Here is a 23,559-nt window from a genome sequence, read left to right as displayed (position 1 = left end):
CCGCTCTGGTTAAATTTTCGTTACATACTTATAAATTTTCCCGCCGACTTACTTAATTATCTTTCCCGCCTCCATCAACAAATAAGCCTAAGGTCAGCATCAACTCTCGCAAACCACTAACACCCTCTAACCGGGATTGTCCGTAAGCTGGTTCTAATAAAGATAGATAAGTGTCATCGCCGTGCTTATCCCAGAAAACTCCGATACCGTTAATATCTCCCGTACCGAAGGTCATTAAGCTGCCGTTATACCAATCGTTTCCAGCACCATCTTCAAACCAGCCAATACTCCAGTCACGACCATTGCCTAAACTTTGCATAATGATGCCTGTATAGCGATCGCTTCCTTCATCATCTTGATAAACTCCCACACCAAAATGCGGCGAACTTCCCAGGCTGTACCATCCTGCATCGTGGTAGTCATCACCCGCTTTATCTACCAAAAAACCCAAGCTATACCAGTAAGCTGTACCTTGACCGTAAACCTCACATTCGTAGCGGTCATTTCCTGCGCCATCGACTAGCATCCCTACGCCCCCAGCCCAACTGTGACCTTCTGTATAGTCTGCACGTCTTCCCAAACCTGCACCTTGGATAAAATGGACGTGCCTTTTGGCTCCAAATGGGCCGCCGTTGGGATATTTGTCTTCTAGTCCAATGTATTTATCGTCACCTACACTATCTAATAGCAGCCCCACTCCTTTAGTAAAGCCATAGCCTTGACCGTACCTGTAGAGAGAATAGCGATCGCTGCCTTCATTATCGATCAGCAGTCCTGAACCAAAAGTACCACTGCCTTGTAAATTACTAATGCCTTGATAAGTGTCTTGACCTTGGGCGTCGTAGAGAATGCCAGTACCAAAAATACCTATGCCTTGACTGGCGTATTCTGCCTCATAACTGTCATCACCTTGTAAATCTACCAGCAATCCGTAGCCGAAGATACCAGCCCCAAAGCTGGGGATTTTTCCCGCTAGGCTAGAGTAGCGGTCTTTGCCAGCTAAATCTAAGGTGACGCTGACACCATGAGCAATATTTTGAGTAGCAGCACCGCCAGAGTAAGTATCATTACCTTCAACATCTACAATCAACAGGTAATTGTCAGGAGAATAGACTCGATCGCCTTTACCACTGAGAATAATTCGACCTTGGGGTGTATCTATGCTGTAGTTGTAATTTCCTTGCAACAAATTAACTGGGATTTGGCTTAATTGACTTTGCATTTCACCAACAGCGGCCGCTGTTAAAATTGCTCCTGTGTTGAGCATTTTAAAATCAACGTTGTCTAAAAGAGATTCAATTAACAGTACCTTTTCTGGGCTAGCATCTACTTCTTCTGCGGCTTCTTCTTCCACAGTTTTAACTGCGTAGTTAAATACTTCGGTGTAGGTAAGATTGGCATCTAGTTGTAATTTAGCTAGCGATCGCAATAATCCCACCTGTCTGTAATGCAGTACATCTGGTACTGTAAATAAAAACTGCGCTACCGCAGAACGTAGCTGTGGTGGCAAAGCTTTGTATTCAGTAGTTTTAAAATTATCAGCAGGCTGAGTGCTTAGTTTGCCAAGAGCAACAGCTAAGGCATCATCACCCAGCTTTTGTACTTGCTGTTTGTATTTTGTCAGCAAATCTCCGTTTAATTGGGGACTCACACCCCCTTCGATTCTTTTGTAAGCACTGGCAGCGAGTTGTGCTAAATCAGATTTAGCTGCAAGTAAATCTTGAGTAATGGTGCGGGTATAAGGACTGATTTTCCAAGGGTTATCGAAAAACACATCTAGCAACTTGACTTGATATTTATCACCGCCCCAGAGATCCATGTCTTTCATCTCCAAGCGGACATCTTCTGGAGTTAACTTAGCAGCAGCTAGGGCTTGGCGAAATAGTTCTCCTTGCTCGGTTAAGTATCCTATAGTTGTAGCGTTAACTGGGGATAGGTAAAATACAAGCAAACAAGTCAAGGTAAATTGAGCAATTGTCAGAAAAGACTTTGATAGCGATCGCCCAAATTGTTGCACAATTTTTGGTATCATGAAAATCTTTCTATATGGCGTAAATACCAAATTTTATACTCAAAAACTCCGCAATTTCCCAGATAAGAAAAACCTCCATAGTCTGATTGATAGCAGCTACTGTTATAGCAATTCCCGGTATAGTGAGGTACATTTTCAAAGCTACTAAGCTTGGTAAACAAGATTTTTATGTACCTCAGTTGCTAAGGAAACGCTATATATGATTCATCATTGAGTGCAGTTTTGAATCTAGCTTCTACCGTGCAATAAAAAACTTCCTATACGTAAGCCAGAGCAATTTTTAATATAAATAAATTATATATTTTCTGATTTTACGAATTTAAAACCCTTTAACGTATAAGTAAAATTCGACTTGTGTGTAGACCGTAGTTGCAAAGGGGAAGGAACTGGATTATTTCTTGTTTCCCCCAATGCATCGGGAGGATTAAGGGGGGGTAATTCGACTTGTGTCTACACCGTAGGCAAGTGGGGAGGAGAGTAAAAACGTAGCTTTGGCTCTTTGCTTTAAAATCAATGAAAAGATGTCCACCCCACAAAAAACCTCTACAATTTCAATTTTTCACCGCGAATTGAATAATCTAACAACTCCATCGGGTGAATAACTGAAATCTTCTTACCTTGCAACTGCAAATGTTTAGTAATTTGCAAAGTACACCCAGGATTAGCAGAAGCAATTAACTCAGCACCAGTATTCAACAAATTCTCTACTTTTTGCCGACCCAATTCTTCTGACACTTCTGGTTGCAGCATATTATAAACCCCAGCACTGCCACAACATAAAGCTGCATCTATTGGTTCTCTCAACTTCACCCCTGGAATTTGTCGCAACACCTGACGCGGTTGCACGCTAATCTTTTGCCCATGCAATAAATGGCAAGCATCTTGATAAACTAAATTCAATGGTTTATCAGTCAGTGGCGATAGTTTCGCTGTTAACCCAACAGTTGCCAAAAATTCTTGAGCATCTTTAACCTTAGCTGCAAAATCCTTTGCCTTTTCCCGATATTCTAGGTCATCTTCTAAAATATGACCGTACTCTTTTAAAGTATGACCGCAACCAGCAGCATTGATAATCACAAAATCCACATCTGTCTTGGCAAAACTATCAATCATCTGCCTTGCTAAAGCTTTCGCCTGTTCTGTTTGTCCTTGGTGTTCGGGAAGCGCCGCACAACAACCTTGAGATTTGGGAATCACAACTTCACAACCATTCGCTGTTAAAACCCTCACCGTTGCTTCATTCACGGGTGAGAAAAATAGCCGTTGGACGCAACCCAAAATTACCCCAACGCGATACCGCTTCTCACCTTTAGCGGGAATCACAGTAGGCAAATTATCTTGAAAAGATTTGAGAGTAATTTCTGGCAGAATTGATTCCATTGCTGCCAAACGGGGCGATATTTTATTCAGTAAACCCGTAGCCCGAAATAACTTAGCAAATCCTAACTTTTGATAAACTAACAACGGAACTAATAAAACCCGTAAAAGATTGGGATAAGGAAACAGAGAAAATATCAGTTGACGAAAAAATTGATCTGGTAAACTGCGGGGATAATTGCGTTCAACTTGATGACGAGTTGCAGAAATTAACTTGTCATACTGCACACCAGAAGGACAAGTACTCACACAAGCAAGACAGCCCAAACAAGAATCAAAATGTTCTACCGTTGCCGTATTTAGAGCAATCTCACCCTCATTAATTGCATCCATTAAATAGATACGTCCTCTAGGAGAATCCATCTCCTTGCCAAGCACGCGATAACTGGGACAAGTCGAGAGACAAAATCCACAATGGACACAACTATCAATTAACTTCGGGTCAGGCGGATGACTCTCATCAAAGCCCTTCAAATTCTTTAAACTAGCCGTATTATTAACAGAATTTTCTGAAACTTGCATATTTCTATCTTTCCCCTCTCTACCTCAGCGTTCTCTGTGCCTCTGCGGTTCGTTTTCTTAAAACTAAATTCCACCCACAAACCGCCCAGGACTTAAAATATTTTTACTATCAAACTGTTCCTTAATACGGCGCATCAACGGCAAAGCATTCCCCGTATAACCCCAAACATCTATTTGTTCTTTAACCCCAACTGGCGCTTCCAGAATTGTTAAAAAACTACTACTCGCTTGAGTGCGATCGCTTCCAATAGAATGTAGCCGATCGCGCACTTTCAAAACTTGATTTTTACTCTCTAATTGTAACAAACCCAAACCACTACTTATATGAATTAAACCCAACTCCACCTGAGTCAAAATCTCCACAGCAGCAGTAGGTAACACTCCTATTTTGCAAGTAATTACAGATTCTGTGGCAGTAGTATGGATTCGTTCTTGCAATCTCTGCCATAGATTAGCTTCATCACCATCAGTAAAAATTGCCCCATCTAAGCCCAACTTTTGCCCAACTTCCAAAACTCGGTTTGACTGTTCCTTAACACTCTCACTAATACTTTGAAACCGAGCAATTAATCCCAGCCCTTCACCCAAACCTAAACTAGACACCAATTTAGTTGATAGCAAATCAGCCTGAACTGGTGTTAACGCCGAACCTCGAAGGATATCAGCCGCTTGAGATACAGCCTCAGCTTTACCAGTTAGTACCACCGTCCCCGATGCCTCGGCTAACGGATACAGGCGAAAAGTTAGTTGACTAATAAAGCCTAATGTGCCATAAGACCCCGTAAGCAACTTCATCAAGTCATATCCGGCGACATTTTTAACTACTCTTCCTCCAGCTTTGGCGATTTGTCCATCAGCACGGACAAAGGTAATACCTAATAACTGGTCGCGTACACTACCATAGCGTTGCCGCAGAGAACCTGTATCACCTGTGGCGACAATACCGCCAATGGTTGCCGACTTTGGTGCTGTGGGGTCAAGGGCGAGAAATTGCCGCGATTTTGCCAAAAGTGCTTGCAAATCGCAGAATTTCATCCCAGCTTCTACTGTGACAGTCAAATCGCCAACGGCGTGTTCAATCAATTGGTTGATGCGTTCTGCACTAACTACAACATCAATGCTTTTTGCTAAACCACCCCAACTAAGTTTACTGCCACTACCACAGGGAAGGACGCGCCAGTTATTTGCGTGAGCCTTGGTAATGACAGCGGCTAGCTGTTCTTGGCTGCGGGGATAGACAATGCAACTGGGTGAATTTCCAGAAGCTATAGCTTGTTGGATACGTTTTTGCTGACTGAGTTCGATATTTTCCCAAAGGCAAATAGCATTTTCTTCACCGACGATAGATGCAAGTTCAGAAGCGCAGACGCCTTGCGGCTTGTCGTTAGACATCGCTTTCATTGAGTTTATTTTTTTACGCCCTACTTCTAATTTACTGGTTAACCTGACCAAAAAAGCGCATTGCCATTAATACACGGTGGGTTTAATATGAAAAGCTACAGTAAAACCACTTGTATATCTTGGCGAAGAGAGGGAACAATATTTTTCTACACTATCTTCAGACCAATCTTACGATCTAAAAGATAAAAAGCTAACAATTAGCGGCTATTCGGATAGAAGAAAATTGAGCTTTCTTAAAGCTGAATAAAGTTATGATGCTCTTATATTAAGAGCGATCGCGCTTTGCTTGGTTAAGGTCTTAGCCTTATCCAACCTATAATTTTGTGAATTTGTTGATAAACTTTGAAATTTAAGTGGAAAAAGTAGTAGATGAGTAAATTTCACTCATCTACTACAGGTAGAGTTAGGAGACAATTTGCATATATACAAGATATTTTATAGAAAAAATTATAAATTATAGGGGTGTTAGTTGAATAGACTATAGAAGTTGGGAGATAAGTATGAGGTGGTCTATAAATAATTTTAATATTGCAATAAAAATGCAATTTATGAAAGTAAAGTTATGTGGCTCTGATTAACTTTAAAAAAAGTAACAGATGGGTAAAAACTACCCCTCTGCTACAAGCAAACGGAGGTATAAACTTAATTATTTAATTGGCATGAACCAATTCTTGAGGCGCTGCGGCATCATATTCTACAGCTTTAACAAATTCCTTGAGAACGTCTTTGAGTCTTTGCTCAATTTCCTCATCTAACAGGACGCTGTTATCGGCTTGTCGTTGAATTTGTTTGTCTACCGCATAAATAGTGGCTAGGATATGCCGCGCTCCTAATTCAGATAACACGGGTTTCAGAGCATATTCAATTGCCAATAAATGAGCGATGGTTCCACCCAGAGCAATTGGTAACACGGGTTTACCTGTTAATGATTTTTGTGGCAGCAAATCTAGAAATGTTTTTAGCACTCCTGTGTAAGCAGCTTTGTAGATTGGGGTGGCAATAATCACACCATCTGCCTTTGCTAATAAAGCTTTTGGCTGTTCTAAAGCAGGACTATCGTAACGTCCAAAAACTAAATCTTCAGCAGGCAAATCCCGAACTGAAATAATATCTACATGCAAGCCTTCTTGTTGTAAAAGCTGGGCAGTATATTCGACAACACCATAGGTTCTAGATGGATGGGTTGGACTACCTGCGATCGCTAAAATATTTGTCATTCAATTAAACTCCCAATTTCTAAAACGGATTCAGTATGTTTTGTGGTTTTGGTATTCATAGCTGATGCTGTGTTGACTTTCTCACTCAGGCGTTTGTAAGGATGGCGCAAACTCATACTCTCTACTTCCCAGATGTAGCCATGAATAACTACATCTTGGGGAATTAAAGGAGAATTACGCAGTAATTGCACTTGCTGTGTGCAGATTTCATCCACATCGGTAAAGGTTTTGATCCATTTGGAAAAAACGCCTTTTGGTAGCTTCAATTCTGGCAAAGCAGGATCGACACTAACTCGATCCACGTCAATACCTTGATTTCGCAATACCTCACTGAGAAAGTCTCCTGATGCTGTCATCATGCCACATTCGGTATGATTAATGACGATGATTTCTTTTGTGCCAAAAAACTGTGTAGTTAACATCGCTGACCGAATTGCATCATCTGTAACTAACCCCCCAGCATTACGGAAAATATGAGCGTCTCCTTCACCAATTCCTAATGCTTTCTCTACTGGTAAACGTTCATCCATGCAAGCTAGCACCCACAAGCGTTTATTGTTAGGTATTCCCAACTGACGACGCAATATCCACGCTTCTTTTTCTGAGATTTTTTGGTCGATTTGTTGGTGCAGCATTGCTGTTAATCTCCTAGTTCTTAATTACTAGGATATGGACGTTGCTCTTTCTTGAGGCTTTTGCTTAGGGAAATCTTCATTTGCCACAATCTCACCAAATGGACTTAAGACGTGTTGCTTCTCCACTGCGGGTAAATTTTCTAATGGCAGATGGGGAAATAGAAGTTCTGCAACTCGATAAGCTTCCTCTAGGTGGGGATAGCCAGAGAGGATAAAGGACTCAACACCTAAATCTGCATATTCTAATATCCTGGCAGCTACGGTTTGGGGATCGCCGACTAAAGCTGTTCCCGCACCACCCCGGACTAAACCCACTCCCGCCCACAGGTTCGGGCTAATCTCTAATGCCTCACGATTACCGTGGTGTAATTGAGTCATTCGCTGTTGTCCAACTGAATCCATTCGGGCATAAGCTTTTTGGGCTTTAGCGATCGCCTCATCATCCACATACTTAATCAAATCATTCGCCGCATCCCAAGCTGCACTCTTAGTTTCGCGCACAATCACATGTAGGCGAATCCCAAACCGCAAAGTCCGGCCTTGTGTTTCTGCAAGTCTCCGAACTGCTGCCATCTTCTCGGCTACTTGCGCCGGTGGTTCACCCCAAGTTAGATAGACATCTACATGTTTAGCAGCAATTTTTTGAGCAACAGGAGAGGAACCGCCAAACCACAAGGGCGGATATGGCTTCTGGACGGGTGGAAACAGCAGTTTACCATCCTGAATGTTGAAATAGTCACCCTGGAGATTGGCTTGTTCTCCACTAGCGATCGCTCGCCATACTGTTAAAAATTCATCTGTTAATTCATAGCGCCGATCGTGATCCAAATGCAACCCATCTCCCGCCAACTCCACGGGATCGCCACCTGTCACGACATTAATCAGCAAGCGCCCACCAGAGAGGCGATCGAAAGTCGCCGCCATCCGTGCTGCTACGCCAGGTGATACCAAGCCGGGACGAATTGCCACCAAAAAACGCATTTGTCGCGTTAGTGATACCAACGTTGAAGCTACAATCCAAGCATCTTCGCAAGAACGTCCCGTGGGCAGCAATGCCCCTGTATAACCAAGGTCATCCACCGCTTGGGCAATCTGCCGCAGATAAGGAAAGCTTACTGCCCGTCCACCTGTAGCAGTTGCAAGGTAACGTCCGTCGCCATGAGTTGGGATGAACCATAGTAGCTGCATGAATCCTGTCCTTTTAAACTCCGGCAAGTCGATACAAGTACCGTGCTTTATTTATAGTTTTTAGAGTATCACATATTCTATTTAAGTAAGCAAGAAATTTTTCAGAAAACTCCGGTATTCCTATCAGACCAATGTATATTAGGCAGTGTTCAAAAAACTAGCATTGGGTATTGGCATTAGGCACAAGAGTAGAGGCGAGAAACTTACTGCAAATTCTCCTCTGCTCCCCTGCTCCCCTGCTCCTCTACCCCCTTTCTGTCTCTAGGAAGAATCCAGCAATGGTAGCTTTGTGTATACTTATTTACTTACTTATAACCTTTTGTTAAATTAACCTTAATATACTAAAAACCTATTGATTTGCTGTGCTTAAGTTTTCAGCTACAAAAGTGGGTAGCTATCCAGCCCACTGCCAATAGGTGCAAAATTGTGTTCTGTCTCTAGGAGAAATAAGGCAATGGGGCCGATGTTTATTGCTGCCAACGATTGGCCACATATAGCGTTTAGATTATCTTTGGCGCTCCTGGTTGGTTGCTTGATTGGATTTAACCGTCAGCAAGGGGGTAGACCAGCAGGGATGAGAACATTCATGCTCGTGAGTATGGGAGCAGCATTATTTGTGATGATTCCTTTGCAGGCTGAGGGCGAGAGTCCCTATGCTGCTACCAATGCACTGAGTCGCACAATTCAAGGTGTAGCTACCGGGGTTGGATTTCTTGGAGCCGGATTGATTTTACAAGAGTCTCCGAGAAAATCTGCAACGCCAAAAGTAAAGGGTTTAACTACAGCCGCCTGTGTCTGGACGGCGGCTGGGTTGGGGGCTGCAATTGGTTGTGGTTTGTGGCAAATGGGATTATTGGGAGGCTTACTGACTCTGATTACCCTAAGTGGGGTAAAGCGTCTCAATCGCGCATTTGTATTTCTGACGAGTCATGGTAAACACGGTACTACTCAGCATTTCACCACCTCTGATGAAGATGATGATTGACTGTAGTTTATGCTCCACTTGAAAACTATACTTGCTATTGTCCAAAAATCAGGTGAAATAGATCGGATTCCCACCTAGTATTTGGCTGAAAAATAATTTGTTGTTTCTTAGCCAATTTTAATCAGTTTATCAGGGCTAATTCAGAGCGATCGCTGATTATAGTCATTCATGTAGGGAATCCCGTACTGGAATTGATTGCCCAGTGAACCGGAAAATAGAAAATAATAGATATATGGACAAACGTTATTTTTTACAGGCTGGTGCAGTCATAGTCGGCACAGCATTGTTATCAAGGTATATCAATTGGGGGTCACAAGCAATGACAACTTCTCAGAGTGGATTTGAAGTTACCAAACCAGAGTCAGAATGGCGCACAATTTTAACGCCAGAACAGTTTAATGTATTGCGTAAACATGGGACTGAACGCCCTCACACCAGTCCATTAGATAAGGAATACGACAAGGGTACTTATTATTGTGCTGCCTGTGAACTACCACTGTTTACATCTGATACCAAATTTAATAGTGGTACTGGCTGGCCTAGCTTCTTCAATCCAATTGAAGGTGCGATCGCCACTACTGTAGATAAGTCGTTGTTTATGACTAGAACTGAAGTGCATTGTAGTCGCTGTGGTGGTCATCTGGGTCATGTTTTTGATGATGGCCCCGCACCCACTGGTAAGCGCTACTGCATGAACGGTGTTTCACTCAAATTTGAGCCTGCTTAATTAAGTTGGGTAGGCGTAGACCCTCGTGACATCGCATATATAACCTAAATCATCAGATTTTGGAGCTTGACCAAGGGTGAACAAATTTTTGACAATAACTTCTCCTACTCAATGCTACTGGACGAAATATTGTCAATTTAGGAAAGTGCAACTCTTGGTCTTCGCTAAAGATAACCTAAATTACCCTATTTGTTTGGCTCTTTTTTCTCCTTTTTGTCTTTGGGATCTTTTTTAGGTTTTTTAGCTTCTTTATTACTTTTTCTTTCCTTCGACATCAGCGTTCTCCAACTAGGTTGATCGTTAAAAGCTTTCGCATTCTGCCGTCAGGAAATCAGGATATTACTTACCTGATATTCTTTTATGGCAAAAAAGAAACTATCAGACATAAATGCTACTAACTACCATGATACGGTGTTGTTTGATTTTCGTCTGACAGCCTTTTTATCTATTTGAACTACAATCGCCTTTAGGGTAGCATAGCTAGCTGTGCTACCCTAGTTATTTACAGCGTTGCTACCAGATCCTTTAAGCGATCGCGTCCATCCCGAAAGACGGGCCAACCATCCCCCACCAGCACTGCTTCTACCCGACTCAGTTGAGCCAACCTGCGAACAGAAGCAACAGCCTCCTCTCGATTCAGCAGCTTGTCATCTGGTAAAATCGTCAAGCTACCTGCTTTACGTGCCCGGACTAAATCCCCTGTAATTAAAGTTGTCTCTTCCAGCAACAAAGCCAACTCACCGGGAGTTTTAGAACCATTGAGTTCAATCACCTCCAGCCCTGGGACAAATTCTTCACCATCAGATAGCCAGCGATCGCAAGGTATAGGAAAACTGTCTTTTTCTGCAATCGGGCCAGCAATCTTAGCATAGGTTTGATCGGCAATTTCTTTACTTGCTCTGACATGCTCAGAATTCGTCAGCACAATCCAAACCACACCACCGAGGGATTTTAGATGATTCCAATCATGGTTTGATAGGGCTACTGGGTCAATCAAGATGTTGCCATCTGGGCGAATCCAGGCAATCCCATTGAAATCAATATTTCTTGCCGGATTGAAATTAGACCAGCTATACAGATCGGGACGGTGCAAAGATTTCATGATGATTCTGGATCGGTACTTCAATAATTGACTATTAATCTCAATAATTAAGTATATAGATTATAAGGTTGCATTCCCTCTATATCTGGAATTTGACTATACTACGATAAGTTTATCGATATTATGAATTAAATCTGGTTTACAGAAATTCCCGGATAACGGCAATAAAGATCGACGGAGGTATAGGGGTGAGTGAGATTAAGCGCCAAAAAATATCAGCGAAAGCAGAACAGTTTACAGAGTCGGTGATTCGAGAAATGACGCGGGTAGCACTGCAACACGATGCAGTAAATCTGGCACAGGGGTTCCCTGATTTTCCTTGTCCCTTGGAGTTGAAACAGGCAGCATATCAGGCCATAGAGGCAGATGTTAATCAGTATGCCATTACTTGGGGCGATCGCCCATTTCGTCATGCGATCGCTAATAAAGTCCGTTGGTATCTCGGCTTAGATATCAATCCTGAAACCCAAATCACCGTTACCTGCGGTTCCACAGAAGCAATGGCATCTGTGATGCTGGCGACAGTAGATCCTGGTGACGAAGTAATTGTATTTGAGCCATATTACGAAAACTACGGGCCCGATGCGATTTTAGCTGGTGCTATACCCCGCTACGTGACACTGCATCCTCCCCATTGGACATTTGATGAATCACAGTTGCGTCAAGCTTTCAATGCCAATACCAAAGCAATTATTATCAACACACCCCACAATCCCACAGGTAAAGTCTTCAGCCGTGAAGAACTCACGCTAATTGCTGAACTTTGTCAAAAATGGGATGTGTTAGCGTTCACTGATGAAATCTATGAACATATTCTCTATGACGGCACTCAACATATTGCCCTAGCGACTCTTCCCGGAATGGAAGAACGCACTGTTACTATTAACGGTTTATCCAAAACTTATAGCGTCACTGGATGGCGAGTCGGTTACATTTTGGCAAACCCGGAATTGACAGGGGCGATTCGCAAAGTCCATGATTTTCTCACCGTTGGCGCACCTGCACCATTGCAACGAGCCGGAGTTGCCGCCATGCAGCTGCCACCATCCTATTATCAAGAGCTAGCCAAACTTTATCACCAGAAACGAGACAGCATTTTACAAATTCTAGACCTAGTTGGAATTCCCTATTTCGTTCCCAAAGGAGCCTATTACGTACTTGCAGATATTTCCAAATTTGGCTATAAAACAGATGTTGAATTCACTTACCATCTGATTAAAGATATCGGTGTTGCTGTAGTTCCCGGTTCCAGCTTTTTTAGCCAACCAGAAAAAGGACATTCGTTAATCAGATTTTGCTTCAGCAAAAGACCTGAGACATTACAAGCAGCTAGCGATCGCTTACTCAAATTGCAATCGAATTTATAACCAACATAATAATATATATTTATTATCCTCTCTGATGTAAGTTGTAAAAATTACTTTTTTTTGAGGTAATTTGCTTTTAGGTGCGGTTTCAATTCCATGATGAATTACGAATTTTTCAGGACATATATCTTAAAGTTAATATAAGTTCATAAAACATGGGTTAATATAAGTTTGTAAATGCTTTATTCAGGCATTCATTTGTTAAAAACAATAACATTATTTTCGAGTTAAATTTAACTCTAACTTTTGATCCCCGATGTAAAGTTGACTTGCCAAATTAAACCCCACTCAGGAACGAGGGTTTCTAAGCCTTAATGTATAGTATTTCACAAAAAAACAACACTAAAATAGTGTAGGATTCGTTCAAATTTCCGGTAATTATATCGGGATAGTAGGCTTAAAAATTCTGGATTAAAAACCCCATTGACTCTTTAAAAAGATAGGACTAATGTGATGAGTAGTCCTTTCAAGGACACTATTTATGCATCAAAAAATCAGGAGGTATTTCCGATGATGATGATGATGACTGAAACCATGACTCCAGAAATGCAGACTTGCATGGATGTTTGTATGGACTGTCATAAAATGTGCATGGAAACCATGACTCATTGCATGAGCAAAGGTGGTCAGCACATGGACAAGAACATGATGAGCATGATGAGTATGATGCGCGATTGCTCTGAAATGTGCATGATGTGCATGAATATGATGATGAGCGGTTCTGAGTTCATGGAACGCACTTGTATGCTTTGTGCGGAAATGTGCGATCGCACTGCTATGGCGTGTGAGATGATGAGCGATGATGCGAAAATGATGGAATGTGCTGCCGCTTGCCGTAAGTGTGCAGAGTCTTGCAGAAGTATGCACATGATGCCCGCATAATTCTACAACAATCTAGCAGAAGTTTCTCTGCAACCTAATATTCAAGCGCCCAGACCCCAAAGAGTCTGAGCGCTTGAAGTAAGAACTTGTAAAATTACCAGTTGATGTAGGTCTAAACCAAGACTTAATAACTCATTAATATTACTTAAAATAGTTACGGGATTAGAGCGATGTCTGCGACAAGACGAAGCGTCTACGACCCATCAAAGATAACTCGGAAGCTGGTAACGTACTTTGTAAATACCATGTAAGGGATATTCAATTTTCAATCCCACACCCGACGCAAATTCAACACAAAACCCGGTAACACCGCTTCACCGGACAACTCAATCGGATTTTCCAACACTTCCACTGCTAATCCCGGTCGATAAATTTCCACCCGTCGCTGCTGCGGATCGATTAACCAGCCCAGCAGAGCGCCATTGTCAATGTACTCGCTCATCTTAGCTTGCAAAGACCCAAGCCGATCTGAGCTAGAGCGTAACTCTACAACAAAATCCGGGCAGATATTAGCAAAGGTTCCTTTTTGTTCTGGAATGAGTGCCTGCCAACGTTCTTGGCTCACCCAAGAGGCATCGGGGGAGCGAGTCGCACCATTGGGTAAAATGAATCCAGTCGAAGAGTCAAAGGCTTTACCCGGTTCGCCCGAATTACGCCACCACAAATACAACTCTCCAGAAATACTGCAATTGCGTTCTCCAGTTTCCCAACCCGTTGGTGGGTTCACAATTAACTCTCCACGTGCGGTTCTTTCTAGTCTTAAGTCTCGGTTGGCTGCTGCTAGAGCTGCAAATTGTTCCTGGGTGACGTACAACCCGATTGTCTTAGGCAACTCAATCAATAGGGTTTCGGTTTCTGGACTGGCGGGTGTCTGTACCATCTTGACCTCTTATATCAAGTTCGGGTGATTACTTGTAATAAAACCTCTCAATGTAGGTTGGGTTGAACAGCAGTGAAACCCAACATGAACAATGATAAAATGTTGGGTTTCGTTCCTCAACCCAACCTAAAGATATTATAAGTGTTTAACCGAACCTGATATTACACAATAGGGATTTAAGTGAAAGATGCCTACCCTATTAACTAACATATTCTACACGCTTGTCTTCGCGATCGCGCCCTTAAATTTAGAATAGTAGGTTAGATTGAGCATGACGGTACAGCATATTGGTTATGTTTGTGGACTTGGGATTGCGATGTGCATCTCTGCGTTCACTCCATCAAAATCAACCGTAGGGGATCTAAACGCACATACCAAGGCAAAGGTTGGTCTTTCATCGTCGCCCATTTTTCTTTGAAAACTTCAGCTTGCAGATGATAATCTTGAGAATTCTTGCCAGCCGAATTTAATTTGAGAAATAATGTCATTCTATGAGGTGTTTCACTGGTTCGTACTATCCAGCAGGGAAAGGTATTTTCCTGTGATGAGTCGTTGGTAAAAATGAACTGATGGGCACGAATGCCGATGTGGGATAATTCACTTTTGACTGGTTCAATTACTTTCAGAGTACAATCCCAATCAGTCGCTTCTATCTGTTGTGATGACTGGAGAACAGCACGGGAGAAGTTTTTACATCCAGTGAGTTGAGCAACACTCACGGTAGCAGGATGCTGGAAAATATCGTATTTGGAGCCATAATGAACTGCTCTACCATGCTCCAACACCAATAAATTTGGGCAAATCCGATAAGCTTCTTCCATATTATGGGTGACAAATAGAGTCACACCTTGGTAGTCAGCTAGAGTTTCTGTCATTTGCTGCTCTAATTGACTACGCAGATGTGTATCAAGTGCCGAAAACGGCTCATCCAAGAGCAATGCTTCCGGTTGACTTGCCAATGCTCTTGCTAAGGCTACCCGTTGTTGTTGTCCCCCAGAGAGTTGATGCGGATAGCGATCGCCTAATCCCTTCAACTGCATTGCTATTAGTTGCTCCTCTACCTGCACCCGAATACTCCCAGCAGATAGTTTTTTAGGCAAACCGAAAGCGATATTTTGCGCCACACTCATGTGGGGAAACAGGGCGTAATTCTGCACTAAAAAACCGATGCGGCGATCGCGACTGGGTAAATTAATTCCTTGTTCTGAGTCAAACAGAACTCTGTCATTTAAAACAATGCGGCCATTTGTGGGCGTTTCTATTCCCGCCAGGCAGCGCAAAATCATACTCTTACCTGCACCAGAACCTCCTAACAATCCCAAGGGTTGCTCATCAGTAGTGAAAGCAACTTTTAAATCAAAGCTAGGAAGTATTTTTTCAATGTTGACTAACAATCCCCCAGATTGAAAGCGAGATTGCGGAGTATAAAGATTTTCTCCCCCTGCTCCCCCTGCTCCCTGCTCCCCGCTCCCCGCTCCCTTCCCCTTTTCTCTCAGTTCTTGCCAGAAGTTGACTGCAATAATTCCAGACAGAGAAATCACCATAATTGCGATCGCCCAAAACCACGCTTCGTTCATTGCTCCCGCTTCCACTGCAAAATAAATCGCCATTGGAATTGTCTGCGTTTGTCCGGGAATATTACCAGCCAGCATCAACGTCGCGCCGAATTCTCCCAAAGCACGGGCAAAAGCTAACATTGTGGCGGCGACAATGCCGGGTACTGCTAAAGGTAAACTGATCCGCCAAAAGATTGTGGTTTCAGTTGCACCAAGGGTTCTAGCGACTCGCAGCAGATTACCATCTATTTGTTCAAAGGCTCCCAGTGCAGTTTTATACATTAAAGGGAAAGAAACTACTGTGGCTGCGATCGCAGCACCATACCAAGTAAAAACGATGCTGAAGTCAAAAGCCCCCATGAATTTCCCTACAGGGCCATTTTTGCCAAAAAATAGCAGCAACAAGAACCCAACAACTGTGGGCGGTAAAATTAGCGGTGCAATAAAGATACCCTCAATCAACGATTTACCTTTGCCACGATATCCCAGCATCCAGTAGGCAGCAGCTATACCTAAAAAGAAGGTGATAAATGTGGCAAGTAATGAAGTTTTGAGTGATATCCAAAGAGGCGATAAATCCAATGGCATAGTTGCGTAGGGAAAAATTAGCTCAACTAATCCCTAATTTACCAACTTTAGCTTTAATATGTTGGAAAAAGTTGGTAAATTACATCACAATCAATCAGGGAAATCCCAAAAACTATCCAAACTGTAAACAAAATTCGCGTTCAGTTGAGTATCAAGTATCAGAATTCGATACGGTTTGTTATCATTTGATACTTATCTTGAAACCAACTGTTAAAATTATTGGAAATTAGGCACTTCCAAATAAAAAATATCCAATTAACTCTTGTGGGGTGGGCGTCTCGCCCGCCCAGTTTATATGGCAAGATGCCCACCCCACAAGATTGGATAATTTATTTCTTGGAATTCCCTTACCAAAGTGTAAAAATCCTCGCAAACACATCCTGTTAGCAGTATCTAATGCTACCGTCAACAGAAAGTGCATTCCCCTCCTACCAGCAATCAAAAAAAACCCCAAGACCTTTTCTTAGTATGCGGACTCAAAAGTTTAGGGCAACATTGCGTTGCAATACTCAAGGAATACGATGTTAAAGTCAGCGCCATAGAGGATGTGCAGCCCGAACATTGGGAAGTCCCAGAAGTAACTAACTTACTAGAAAAGTTAATCATAGGAGACTGCCGCCAGCCAAGTGTTTTAGAGCGAGCAGGTATATCCCAATGTCGTTCAATACTTTTAGTAACCAGAAATGAGCGGATAAATATAGAAGCTGCCTTTGCAGCACGCCGTCTTAATCCGCATATTCGCTTGATTGTACGTTCAGACAAGCAAAATTTCAACAAACTCTTGTGGGAAAATCTCGGCAATTTTGTTGCCTTTGAACCCACTCATCTTTCAGCTCACGCCTTCGCTCTGACAGCCCTTGGTTCTGAAGCTATTGGATATTTCACCTTAGAAGGGCAACTGTTGCAAGTGATAAAGCACCAGGTACAAGCGAAGGATAGCTGGTGTAATGGCAAGCCAGTACATAGACTCAATCTGACAACTCGCCGCATCTTGAGTCACAAACCTGTTTCATCTAAACCACTCAAAGAATTGTTTGGCTGGAACCCAGAGGCAGAAGTGCAGGTAGGAGATACGCTAGTTTACATTGATGTGGCATACGATTTAGCTTTCTCTGAGCAACATCGACAATCTCATACCCAAAAGTGGCAGTGGCAACAGTTTATTCAAGGCATCACAGCGAAAAATCTCAAGGAGAAAATAGCGCAATTTTGGCAATCTTACTACCAAAGCCAAAATCAAATCCGGCGAATTGCAACAATCTATGCCATTACTGTACTCATCCTGTGGCTTGTTGGAATAATTCTTTACCGCTTATATTATCCTGACATCAGCATCCAAGAAGCTTTTTATGCAACAGCAGTTTTGCTCTTGGGAGGATACGGAGATTTATTTGGTGGTGTTGAGTTTGCATCGCAATCAAAGCCCTCAGACGCTATCCCTTGGTGGTTGAGGTTTTTTAGCCTGGGAATGACGTTGACAGGTCAAGCTTTCGTGGGAGTATTATATGCACTGCTGACTGATGCCCTGGTCACTTCAAGATTTCATTTTTTCAATTCCCGCCCTCCCATACCACAACGCAACCATCTGATAATTATTGGCTTAAATCGCTTGGGACAGAAAGTAGCTGCTCTTTTGCAAGAACTCAACCAGCCCTTAGTAGGAATTCATACTACCACTCTTGACCAAGAAACTTTACCCGATATGCCCCTTATCGTTGGTAATGCTACCGAAGCACTCACTAAGGCGAATCTCTCCCATGCTAAAAGCATTATTTTAGTTGGGGACGATAATATGGAAAATCTGGAAATTGGTTTGATGGCTCATGCAATGAACCCCGCCACTACCTTGATTATCCGCTCTCAAGACCGCCAATTTAGTGATAATATCGCCCCTCTGTTCCCTTATGCTCAAGTTATATGTGGCGCGGCTTTGGCGGCAGAAGTTTTTGCTTGTGCTGCTTTTGGAGAAAATGTTCTGAGCTTGTTTCACTTGAATGAGCAAATAGTCATGGTGACGGAATACAAAATTGAAGATGGCGATACCCTGAATGGGTTGCTTTTATCTGAAATAGCATCTGGCTATAGTGTTGTACCGATTCTCTACCAAAAATATCAGCAAGACAATTACTCTTTAATGCCCTGGTATGATGTTAAGCTTGATGCTGGCGATCGCTTGATTGTTTTAGCCACAAGCAGTAGTTTGCAGCGAATTGAATGGGGTGAAATGCTGCCTCGTCTTTGGCAAGTGCAGATTGAAAAAGCTCTGACTACAAATGCCATTATGTATGGTGCCGAAGAGATAGTTTTAATTACGGGATGTAGTTCCACTGATGCTAGGCAATGGATGAATAATTTGCCTAGAGTGTTGCCAATACCACTTTATAAACATCAAGCTCAACGTCTCGTGCGCGAGTTAACAAAAGTACAACTTTTGGCGAATGTTATCTATATTGGGCAACCTTAATCCTCCCATAACTAGAAATCATATCAATACTGTTCGGTTAAAGCAAGAGACGCGATTTATCGCGTATTTAGCGATCTAGAATTTTCATCAAAAACCTTAGCAAACAAAGTTCATAGGCATTTATTGTAAAAGTAAAAGCACAACAATGTTGTGCTTTTGGAGATTATTTGTATTCAGTTCATTGTGACAAGCAGATAGTTTATTAATCAGTCCAGTTGAGTACTGTAGGCACTAAAACCGTAAGCCAAAGTTTCTTTTAAATTATCTGATGGCTTGAGACTTCTGTTGATAGCATTAGCAAACGGCACCGGAATACCTTTGATAGTTTCCGGCAAAATTGCATACTCTGCTGTTGGTTCGACAATGTATTCTGGACACTTCACTTTCATCCCAGCAGTAGCTAACATTTCTTCTATTTCAACAGCTGAGTATTGCTTGAGATAAACTGGATTTCTCACAAATGGGTTCAGCCTTCTGATAAAATTATGGATGATATGAGAAGGACAAGACTTATTGTGAAAGGAATGATTAAAAACAAAAATTCCACCAGGTTTTAGCACCCGACAGATATCAGCCAATAAATTTCTTAATTGGGCATCTGGAATATGCATAAAGACGCAATTAGAAATTACCAAATCTATAGAATTATCTTCTAAAGGCAATGTTTCAGCAGAAGTGCAAATCAAGTTAAATTCAGCTTCTGGGAAAAAATTGTATTCTTGTTTAACTTTGATTAGCCGCCGCAATAAAGGTTCAGAAATATCAATACCGTAATATTTCTCACATTTCAGATTTTTCGCTTTCGAGAGATGTAAAGGTGCGCGACCATAACCAGAACCAATTTCTAGAATAGAACCGACAGATTTATTCAACGGAAATTTGTTCCAAGTACCTCCAGGTGTACCAGTTAGCAGAGTGTAATCTTGTTTAATGGGTGATGTCGCGGCAATTTTTTCAATTTTTTGGGAACCATAGTATGTTTTACCAATTGCATCCCATGTTTTTTTATGTTGAGTATTAGTTAATTGTTCATAGTCGCTAGGAAAATAAATTCCATCTCGTAATTCAAAGTCATTTAGACTGGATTTTACATTTGCTAATTGAGACATTATGATTATCCTCATCAATAGTCAAGTCTGTTTTCTGTTATACTCTTAACTCAGCATTAACCGCAAGTGATTTTTACTGAACGGCTTTCCCTAAGCCTTTTTTAAAGTTTATAACTATTTTAAATTCGATGGAATGTGCTAGCAAAGAGCCTATTGTATCCAAGTGAAAACCGCTATAATAACAACCCTTGCTCGATCGAAACACAAGTTCGTATACATTAGTTGATGGACTGCAACAATTGGAGGCTGCGATGGTAGGAGGGTTACAACAAAAACGGGTGGTAGTTGTAGGTGCTGGTTGGGCTGGTTTAGGAGCAACCTACCATTTGGCAAAACAAGGTTATGATGTGACACTTCTGGAAGCAGGCCCCTATCCTGGTGGATTGGTGGCAGGTTGGCAAACGGCAGCCGGAAAATCTGTGGAAGCTGGCATTCATGGATTCTGGTATCCTTACAAAAATATTTTTTCCCTAATCAATGAATTAGAAATTAATCCTTTTACTACTTGGACTCGTTCTTCGCAATATTCGCCAGCAGGTTTGGAAGTTGAATCACCGATTTTTCAAGATTTACCGCGACTTCCCTCGCCACTGGGAACTTTTCTTTACACTCAGTTTAAACGGCTGCCACTAATTGACCGTCTCAGTGCCCTGCCTTTACTTTATGCTGTAGTTGATTTTGATAATTCCGATGCAGCTTGGCGGCGCTATGATTTTGTAACTGCCCGTGAATTGTTCAAAGACTTTAACGTTTCTGCACGACTTTACCGCGAGGCTTTTGAACCGATGTTATTAGTGGGCTTATTTGCCCCTGGCGAACAGTGTTCAGCCGCCGCAACTTTAGGGATGCTTTACTTTTTTATTCTGGCTCATCAACCCGATTTTGATGTGGTCTGGTGTCGGGGAACTGTCGGAGAAAAGATATTTCGTCCTTGGGTGGAACGAATCGAAAAAGCTGGTGCGCGAGTATTGCCTAAGCGTCGGGTTACAGATTTAATTGTTGATAGTAATCAAGTCAAGGGTGTGGTTTGTGGTGATGAGGTTTTTGATGCAGATGCCTTAGTTTTTGCGGTTGGAATCACGGGGATGAAGAAAATTGTCTCAACTAGCCCTAGTTTACAAAGCCGTGAAGAATTCCGTAATTTGAGCAATTTAGGAGCAATTGATGTTTTAGCAACGCGACTATGGTTTGACCGTAAAATTGATATTCCTCGTCCTTCTAATGCTTGCTTTGGATTCGATGCAAGTACAGGTTGGACGTTTTTTGATTTGAATGCTCTACATGATGAATATCGGGATGAGCCGGGAACAGTGATTGAAGCTGATTTCTATCACGCGAATCAGTTTCTAGGTTTGAGTGATGAGGAGATATTAGCAATAGTTCAGGGTTATTTAGCAACTTGTATACCAGCCTTTCGGCAGGCAAAGATAATTGATAGTAGTGTAATTCGGCTACCTCAAGCGGTGACTCACTTTGCACCTGGCAGCTATCGTTATATGTTGCCCACTAAGACCAGTTTTGAGAATGTGTTTATGAGTGGGGATTGGATTGTGAGCCGTCATGGTTCCTGGTCGCAGGAAAAGGCTTATGTTACTGGTTTGGAGGCGGCAAATTTGGTGGTGTCTTATTTGGGAAAAGGTCAGCCATCTGAGATTTTAGCTGTAGAAGAGGATGAAGTGCATATCCAAGTGGCGCGATCGCTCAACCAAACTTTGAGTAACTTGGGCAAATCTATCCTGCCTAACTTTTGGTTGCCCTAATCTGTAGGGATGCACTGCTGTGCTACCCTACTGTATGTATATTTCTCGCAAATCTAGTTAATCATCAATTGTAATTTAAATTCGATAAGCTAAAGAAAGCGATCGCGATACTATCCTTATAATGTAAATCAAATCACATAAGCTTATGGAGCCAGACTCTTTACCAACTGAGGTGATTCTGACGCACCCGCGTGAGTCCCTCGGTAGAGTGCAACTTGATTGGACACCCCAACCCGGAAACTATCTCGATTTTGAAGGTAAAACCTACGCGGTTTTAGAGCGCCGCCATAGATACAAACTTCAAGCTGGGCGCTACCGCTTGCATAATATTGCCATTTATGTACAGTCTGCTAAACGACCATCTGAGAAAAGTTTGGTAGCGGGACGTTGGGTAATCGGTGATGCTACCTGCTGCTACAATGCTCATTCAGAACTCATTCGCTGTGCAGTCAACCCAGATGGGCCTTGCGAATCTTGCCGCTTTTATGAAAAGTTAGAAGTTAGGAGTTAGGAGTTAAGAGTGAGGAGTTAAAAGTTATTCTCCCTCATCTCCTCCATTCCTGTCAGTTTCCGGCACCAAAAACTTCTCCTACAGTTAAGCGGGTACCATTCACAAAATCCCATCCCGACTGGGGACGTTTACCGGCTAACTGAACCTCTCGCAACAGCAATAAACCTTCCCCAGTTTGGACAATCGCGCCAATTCCTTTGACAATGCTCACTACAACTCCCGGTCGATCTGATACGTTTGACAAATCAGATAGTTTATATGCTAATTCTTGCAATTCTGGTGGGAGATCGCGTAGACGCGGAGCGGCTTGTCGCCAGACATCGCTTATAGAACCAAGAGGAGCAGAAGCGGTAATTTTCAACAGGTTGTCACGAAAGGTAGCCGTGCAGTTAGGGTAAAAGCCTCTGATTTGATTGTGTAATTGGAGCGCGCTTTTCGACCAATCCAAAGCATAATCTTGTTTTTGAATCAGAGAGGCGTAAGTCGCTGCTAAATTATCTTGGGGAATTGGTTGAATTTCTTTACGTTCCAACTTCAATAGAGTTTCCACCAACAAATCCCCACCGATTTCCGCTAGTCTGTCGGCTAAATCTTGGGCATTATCCAGTAATCCAATCGGTGTAGTGGCTATTTGGAGCATTGCGCCAGTATCCATCCCCACATCCATCAACATGGTGGTGATCCCCGTTTCTCTTTCACCGTTATACAAACACCACTGAATCGGGGCTGCACCGCGATATTTGGGTAAAATCGAGCCATGCACATTAATACAAGCTAATTTTGGCATCTTCAAGATTTTTGCCGATAAAATCTGTCCATAAGCGACAACAACAAACACATCTGCATCTAATTGTTTGAGTTTGCTTAAAGTTTCAGTGTCTTTTTTCACCCGTTCGGGTTGCCATACTGGTAAGTTGTGAGCAGTGGCGATCGCTTTTACTGGTGTTGGCGTAAGTTTATTTCCGCGTTCCCGGCGTTTATCTGGTTGGGTGACAACCGCTAGCACCTCAAATTCTGAATGATTCAATAATTTTTCTAAGGTGGGTACAGCAAATTGAGGTGTACCAAAAAATACAATTTTCATTAATAATTAGTAGTTTTTAGTCGTGAGTCATTAGACTTCTTGCATGAATCAAAAGCCCTCACCCTAAATCCCTCTCCCCAGCTTGGGCTACGGTGTATACACAAGTCTTTGAGAGTTGCCTCACAGCGTTTAGATCCCCCCTAACCCCCCTTAAAAAAGGGGGAACTAGAGT

General features: G+C 42.3%; 18 protein-coding genes. 7 read left to right on the top strand and 11 right to left on the bottom strand.

The window, feature by feature from the left end:
• Positions 1-52 precede the first annotated feature (52 nt).
• From ACM0OX_RS30390 to ssuD, 6 genes are all read right to left on the bottom strand, one after another.
• Positions 53-2,032, bottom strand: a complete 1,980-nt coding sequence (locus ACM0OX_RS30390) for a hypothetical protein (RefSeq protein WP_414518733.1) — start codon at positions 2,030-2,032, stop codon at positions 53-55.
• 543 nt (positions 2,033-2,575) lie between these two features.
• The gene (locus ACM0OX_RS30385; protein WP_414518732.1) at positions 2,576-3,931 is read right to left on the bottom strand and encodes a (Fe-S)-binding protein; all 1,356 of its coding nucleotides are present in this window, start codon (positions 3,929-3,931) and stop codon (positions 2,576-2,578) included.
• Between the two features lie 63 nt (positions 3,932-3,994).
• Positions 3,995-5,332, bottom strand: coding sequence for an FAD-binding oxidoreductase (locus ACM0OX_RS30380; RefSeq protein WP_414518731.1), 1,338 nt, complete (start codon positions 5,330-5,332; stop codon positions 3,995-3,997).
• Between the two features lie 650 nt (positions 5,333-5,982).
• Complete coding sequence (gene ssuE / locus ACM0OX_RS30375; RefSeq protein ID WP_335053876.1) at positions 5,983-6,549, bottom strand: NADPH-dependent FMN reductase; 567 nt, start codon at positions 6,547-6,549, stop codon at positions 5,983-5,985.
• A complete protein-coding gene (locus ACM0OX_RS30370; RefSeq protein WP_414518730.1) occupies positions 6,546-7,184 on the bottom strand; it encodes a beta-class carbonic anhydrase in 639 nt (212 codons plus the stop codon). Before ACM0OX_RS30370 ends, ssuE begins: the two co-directional genes overlap by 4 nt.
• A gap of 27 nt (positions 7,185-7,211) precedes the next feature.
• Positions 7,212-8,372 (bottom strand): FMNH2-dependent alkanesulfonate monooxygenase, encoded by a 1,161-nt coding sequence (gene ssuD / locus ACM0OX_RS30365; protein WP_414518729.1) that lies wholly within the window; start codon positions 8,370-8,372, stop codon positions 7,212-7,214.
• Positions 8,373-8,826: 454 nt separating this feature from the next.
• Between ssuD and ACM0OX_RS30360 the strand changes: the two genes are divergently transcribed.
• Together ACM0OX_RS30360 and msrB are read left to right on the top strand one after the other, a co-directional pair.
• Positions 8,827-9,357, top strand: coding sequence for an MgtC/SapB family protein (locus ACM0OX_RS30360; protein ID WP_414518728.1), 531 nt, complete (start codon positions 8,827-8,829; stop codon positions 9,355-9,357).
• Positions 9,358-9,589: 232 nt separating this feature from the next.
• Complete coding sequence (gene msrB, locus ACM0OX_RS30355) at positions 9,590-10,084, top strand: peptide-methionine (R)-S-oxide reductase MsrB (RefSeq protein WP_335187742.1); 495 nt, start codon at positions 9,590-9,592, stop codon at positions 10,082-10,084.
• 502 nt (positions 10,085-10,586) lie between these two features.
• On the opposite strand, the gene ACM0OX_RS30350 is transcribed toward msrB, so the two are convergent.
• A complete protein-coding gene (locus ACM0OX_RS30350) occupies positions 10,587-11,186 on the bottom strand; it encodes an MBL fold metallo-hydrolase (RefSeq protein WP_099102462.1) in 600 nt (199 codons plus the stop codon).
• Positions 11,187-11,374: 188 nt separating this feature from the next.
• On the opposite strand from ACM0OX_RS30350, the gene ACM0OX_RS30345 reads away from it, so the two are divergent.
• Together ACM0OX_RS30345 and ACM0OX_RS30340 are read left to right on the top strand one after the other, a co-directional pair.
• Complete coding sequence (locus tag ACM0OX_RS30345; RefSeq protein WP_414518727.1) at positions 11,375-12,553, top strand: pyridoxal phosphate-dependent aminotransferase; 1,179 nt, start codon at positions 11,375-11,377, stop codon at positions 12,551-12,553.
• A gap of 510 nt (positions 12,554-13,063) precedes the next feature.
• On the top strand, positions 13,064-13,435 hold the full coding sequence (locus ACM0OX_RS30340; RefSeq protein ID WP_094351003.1) for a four-helix bundle copper-binding protein: 372 nt from the start codon (positions 13,064-13,066) through the stop codon (positions 13,433-13,435).
• A gap of 265 nt (positions 13,436-13,700) precedes the next feature.
• On the opposite strand, the gene ACM0OX_RS30335 is transcribed toward ACM0OX_RS30340, so the two are convergent.
• Together ACM0OX_RS30335 and modB are read right to left on the bottom strand one after the other, a co-directional pair.
• Positions 13,701-14,315 carry a Uma2 family endonuclease gene (locus ACM0OX_RS30335; protein ID WP_335152267.1) on the bottom strand — a complete coding sequence of 205 codons (615 nt, stop codon included), beginning with the start codon at positions 14,313-14,315 and terminating at the stop codon, positions 13,701-13,703.
• A 332-nt stretch (positions 14,316-14,647) separates the two neighbouring features.
• Positions 14,648-16,459: a molybdate ABC transporter permease subunit gene (gene modB / locus ACM0OX_RS30330; protein ID WP_414518726.1), complete on the bottom strand. Its 1,812-nt coding sequence runs from the start codon at positions 16,457-16,459 to the stop codon at positions 14,648-14,650.
• Positions 16,460-16,874: 415 nt separating this feature from the next.
• Here modB and ACM0OX_RS30325 point away from each other — a divergent pair, with 415 nt between their 5' ends.
• Positions 16,875-18,923, top strand: a complete 2,049-nt coding sequence (locus tag ACM0OX_RS30325; protein WP_414518725.1) for a potassium channel family protein — start codon at positions 16,875-16,877, stop codon at positions 18,921-18,923.
• A gap of 206 nt (positions 18,924-19,129) precedes the next feature.
• Here the strand turns inward: ACM0OX_RS30325 and ACM0OX_RS30320 are convergent, their stop codons facing one another.
• Positions 19,130-20,032, bottom strand: a complete 903-nt coding sequence (locus ACM0OX_RS30320) for a class I SAM-dependent methyltransferase (RefSeq protein WP_414518724.1) — start codon at positions 20,030-20,032, stop codon at positions 19,130-19,132.
• A gap of 251 nt (positions 20,033-20,283) precedes the next feature.
• Here ACM0OX_RS30320 and ACM0OX_RS30315 point away from each other — a divergent pair, with 251 nt between their 5' ends.
• Complete coding sequence (locus tag ACM0OX_RS30315; RefSeq protein WP_414518734.1) at positions 20,284-21,792, top strand: FAD-dependent oxidoreductase; 1,509 nt, start codon at positions 20,284-20,286, stop codon at positions 21,790-21,792.
• A 145-nt stretch (positions 21,793-21,937) separates the two neighbouring features.
• Positions 21,938-22,303, top strand: a complete 366-nt coding sequence (locus ACM0OX_RS30310; RefSeq protein WP_414518723.1) for a DUF6464 family protein — start codon at positions 21,938-21,940, stop codon at positions 22,301-22,303.
• A gap of 52 nt (positions 22,304-22,355) precedes the next feature.
• Here ACM0OX_RS30310 and fmt read toward each other — a convergent pair whose 3' ends face one another.
• On the bottom strand, positions 22,356-23,387 hold the full coding sequence (gene fmt, locus ACM0OX_RS30305; RefSeq protein WP_414518722.1) for a methionyl-tRNA formyltransferase: 1,032 nt from the start codon (positions 23,385-23,387) through the stop codon (positions 22,356-22,358).
• Positions 23,388-23,559 lie beyond the last annotated feature (172 nt).

The organism is Nostoc sp. PCC 9305, assembly GCF_963920915.1.
Lineage (GTDB): Bacteria > Cyanobacteriota > Cyanobacteriia > Cyanobacteriales > Nostocaceae > Nostoc.
The sequence above is the reverse complement of the archived record's forward strand: the minus strand, read 5'-3'. Positions and strand labels throughout refer to the sequence as shown.

Coding starts and splice junctions, on each gene's coding strand:
- ACM0OX_RS30390 (WP_414518733.1), bottom strand. CDS start 2,032: ATGATACCAAAAATTGTGCAACAATTTGGGCGATCGCTATCAAAGTCT.
- ACM0OX_RS30385 (WP_414518732.1), bottom strand. CDS start 3,931: ATGCAAGTTTCAGAAAATTCTGTTAATAATACGGCTAGTTTAAAGAAT.
- ACM0OX_RS30380 (WP_414518731.1), bottom strand. CDS start 5,332: ATGAAAGCGATGTCTAACGACAAGCCGCAAGGCGTCTGCGCTTCTGAA.
- ssuE (WP_335053876.1), bottom strand. CDS start 6,549: ATGACAAATATTTTAGCGATCGCAGGTAGTCCAACCCATCCATCTAGA.
- ACM0OX_RS30370 (WP_414518730.1), bottom strand. CDS start 7,184: ATGCTGCACCAACAAATCGACCAAAAAATCTCAGAAAAAGAAGCGTGG.
- ssuD (WP_414518729.1), bottom strand. CDS start 8,372: ATGCAGCTACTATGGTTCATCCCAACTCATGGCGACGGACGTTACCTT.
- ACM0OX_RS30360 (WP_414518728.1), top strand. CDS start 8,827: ATGGGGCCGATGTTTATTGCTGCCAACGATTGGCCACATATAGCGTTT.
- msrB (WP_335187742.1), top strand. CDS start 9,590: ATGGACAAACGTTATTTTTTACAGGCTGGTGCAGTCATAGTCGGCACA.
- ACM0OX_RS30350 (WP_099102462.1), bottom strand. CDS start 11,186: ATGAAATCTTTGCACCGTCCCGATCTGTATAGCTGGTCTAATTTCAAT.
- ACM0OX_RS30340 (WP_094351003.1), top strand. CDS start 13,064: ATGATGATGATGATGACTGAAACCATGACTCCAGAAATGCAGACTTGC.
- ACM0OX_RS30335 (WP_335152267.1), bottom strand. CDS start 14,315: ATGGTACAGACACCCGCCAGTCCAGAAACCGAAACCCTATTGATTGAG.
- modB (WP_414518726.1), bottom strand. CDS start 16,459: ATGCCATTGGATTTATCGCCTCTTTGGATATCACTCAAAACTTCATTA.
- ACM0OX_RS30320 (WP_414518724.1), bottom strand. CDS start 20,032: ATGTCTCAATTAGCAAATGTAAAATCCAGTCTAAATGACTTTGAATTA.
- ACM0OX_RS30315 (WP_414518734.1), top strand. CDS start 20,284: ATGGTAGGAGGGTTACAACAAAAACGGGTGGTAGTTGTAGGTGCTGGT.
- ACM0OX_RS30310 (WP_414518723.1), top strand. CDS start 21,938: ATGGAGCCAGACTCTTTACCAACTGAGGTGATTCTGACGCACCCGCGT.
- fmt (WP_414518722.1), bottom strand. CDS start 23,387: ATGAAAATTGTATTTTTTGGTACACCTCAATTTGCTGTACCCACCTTA.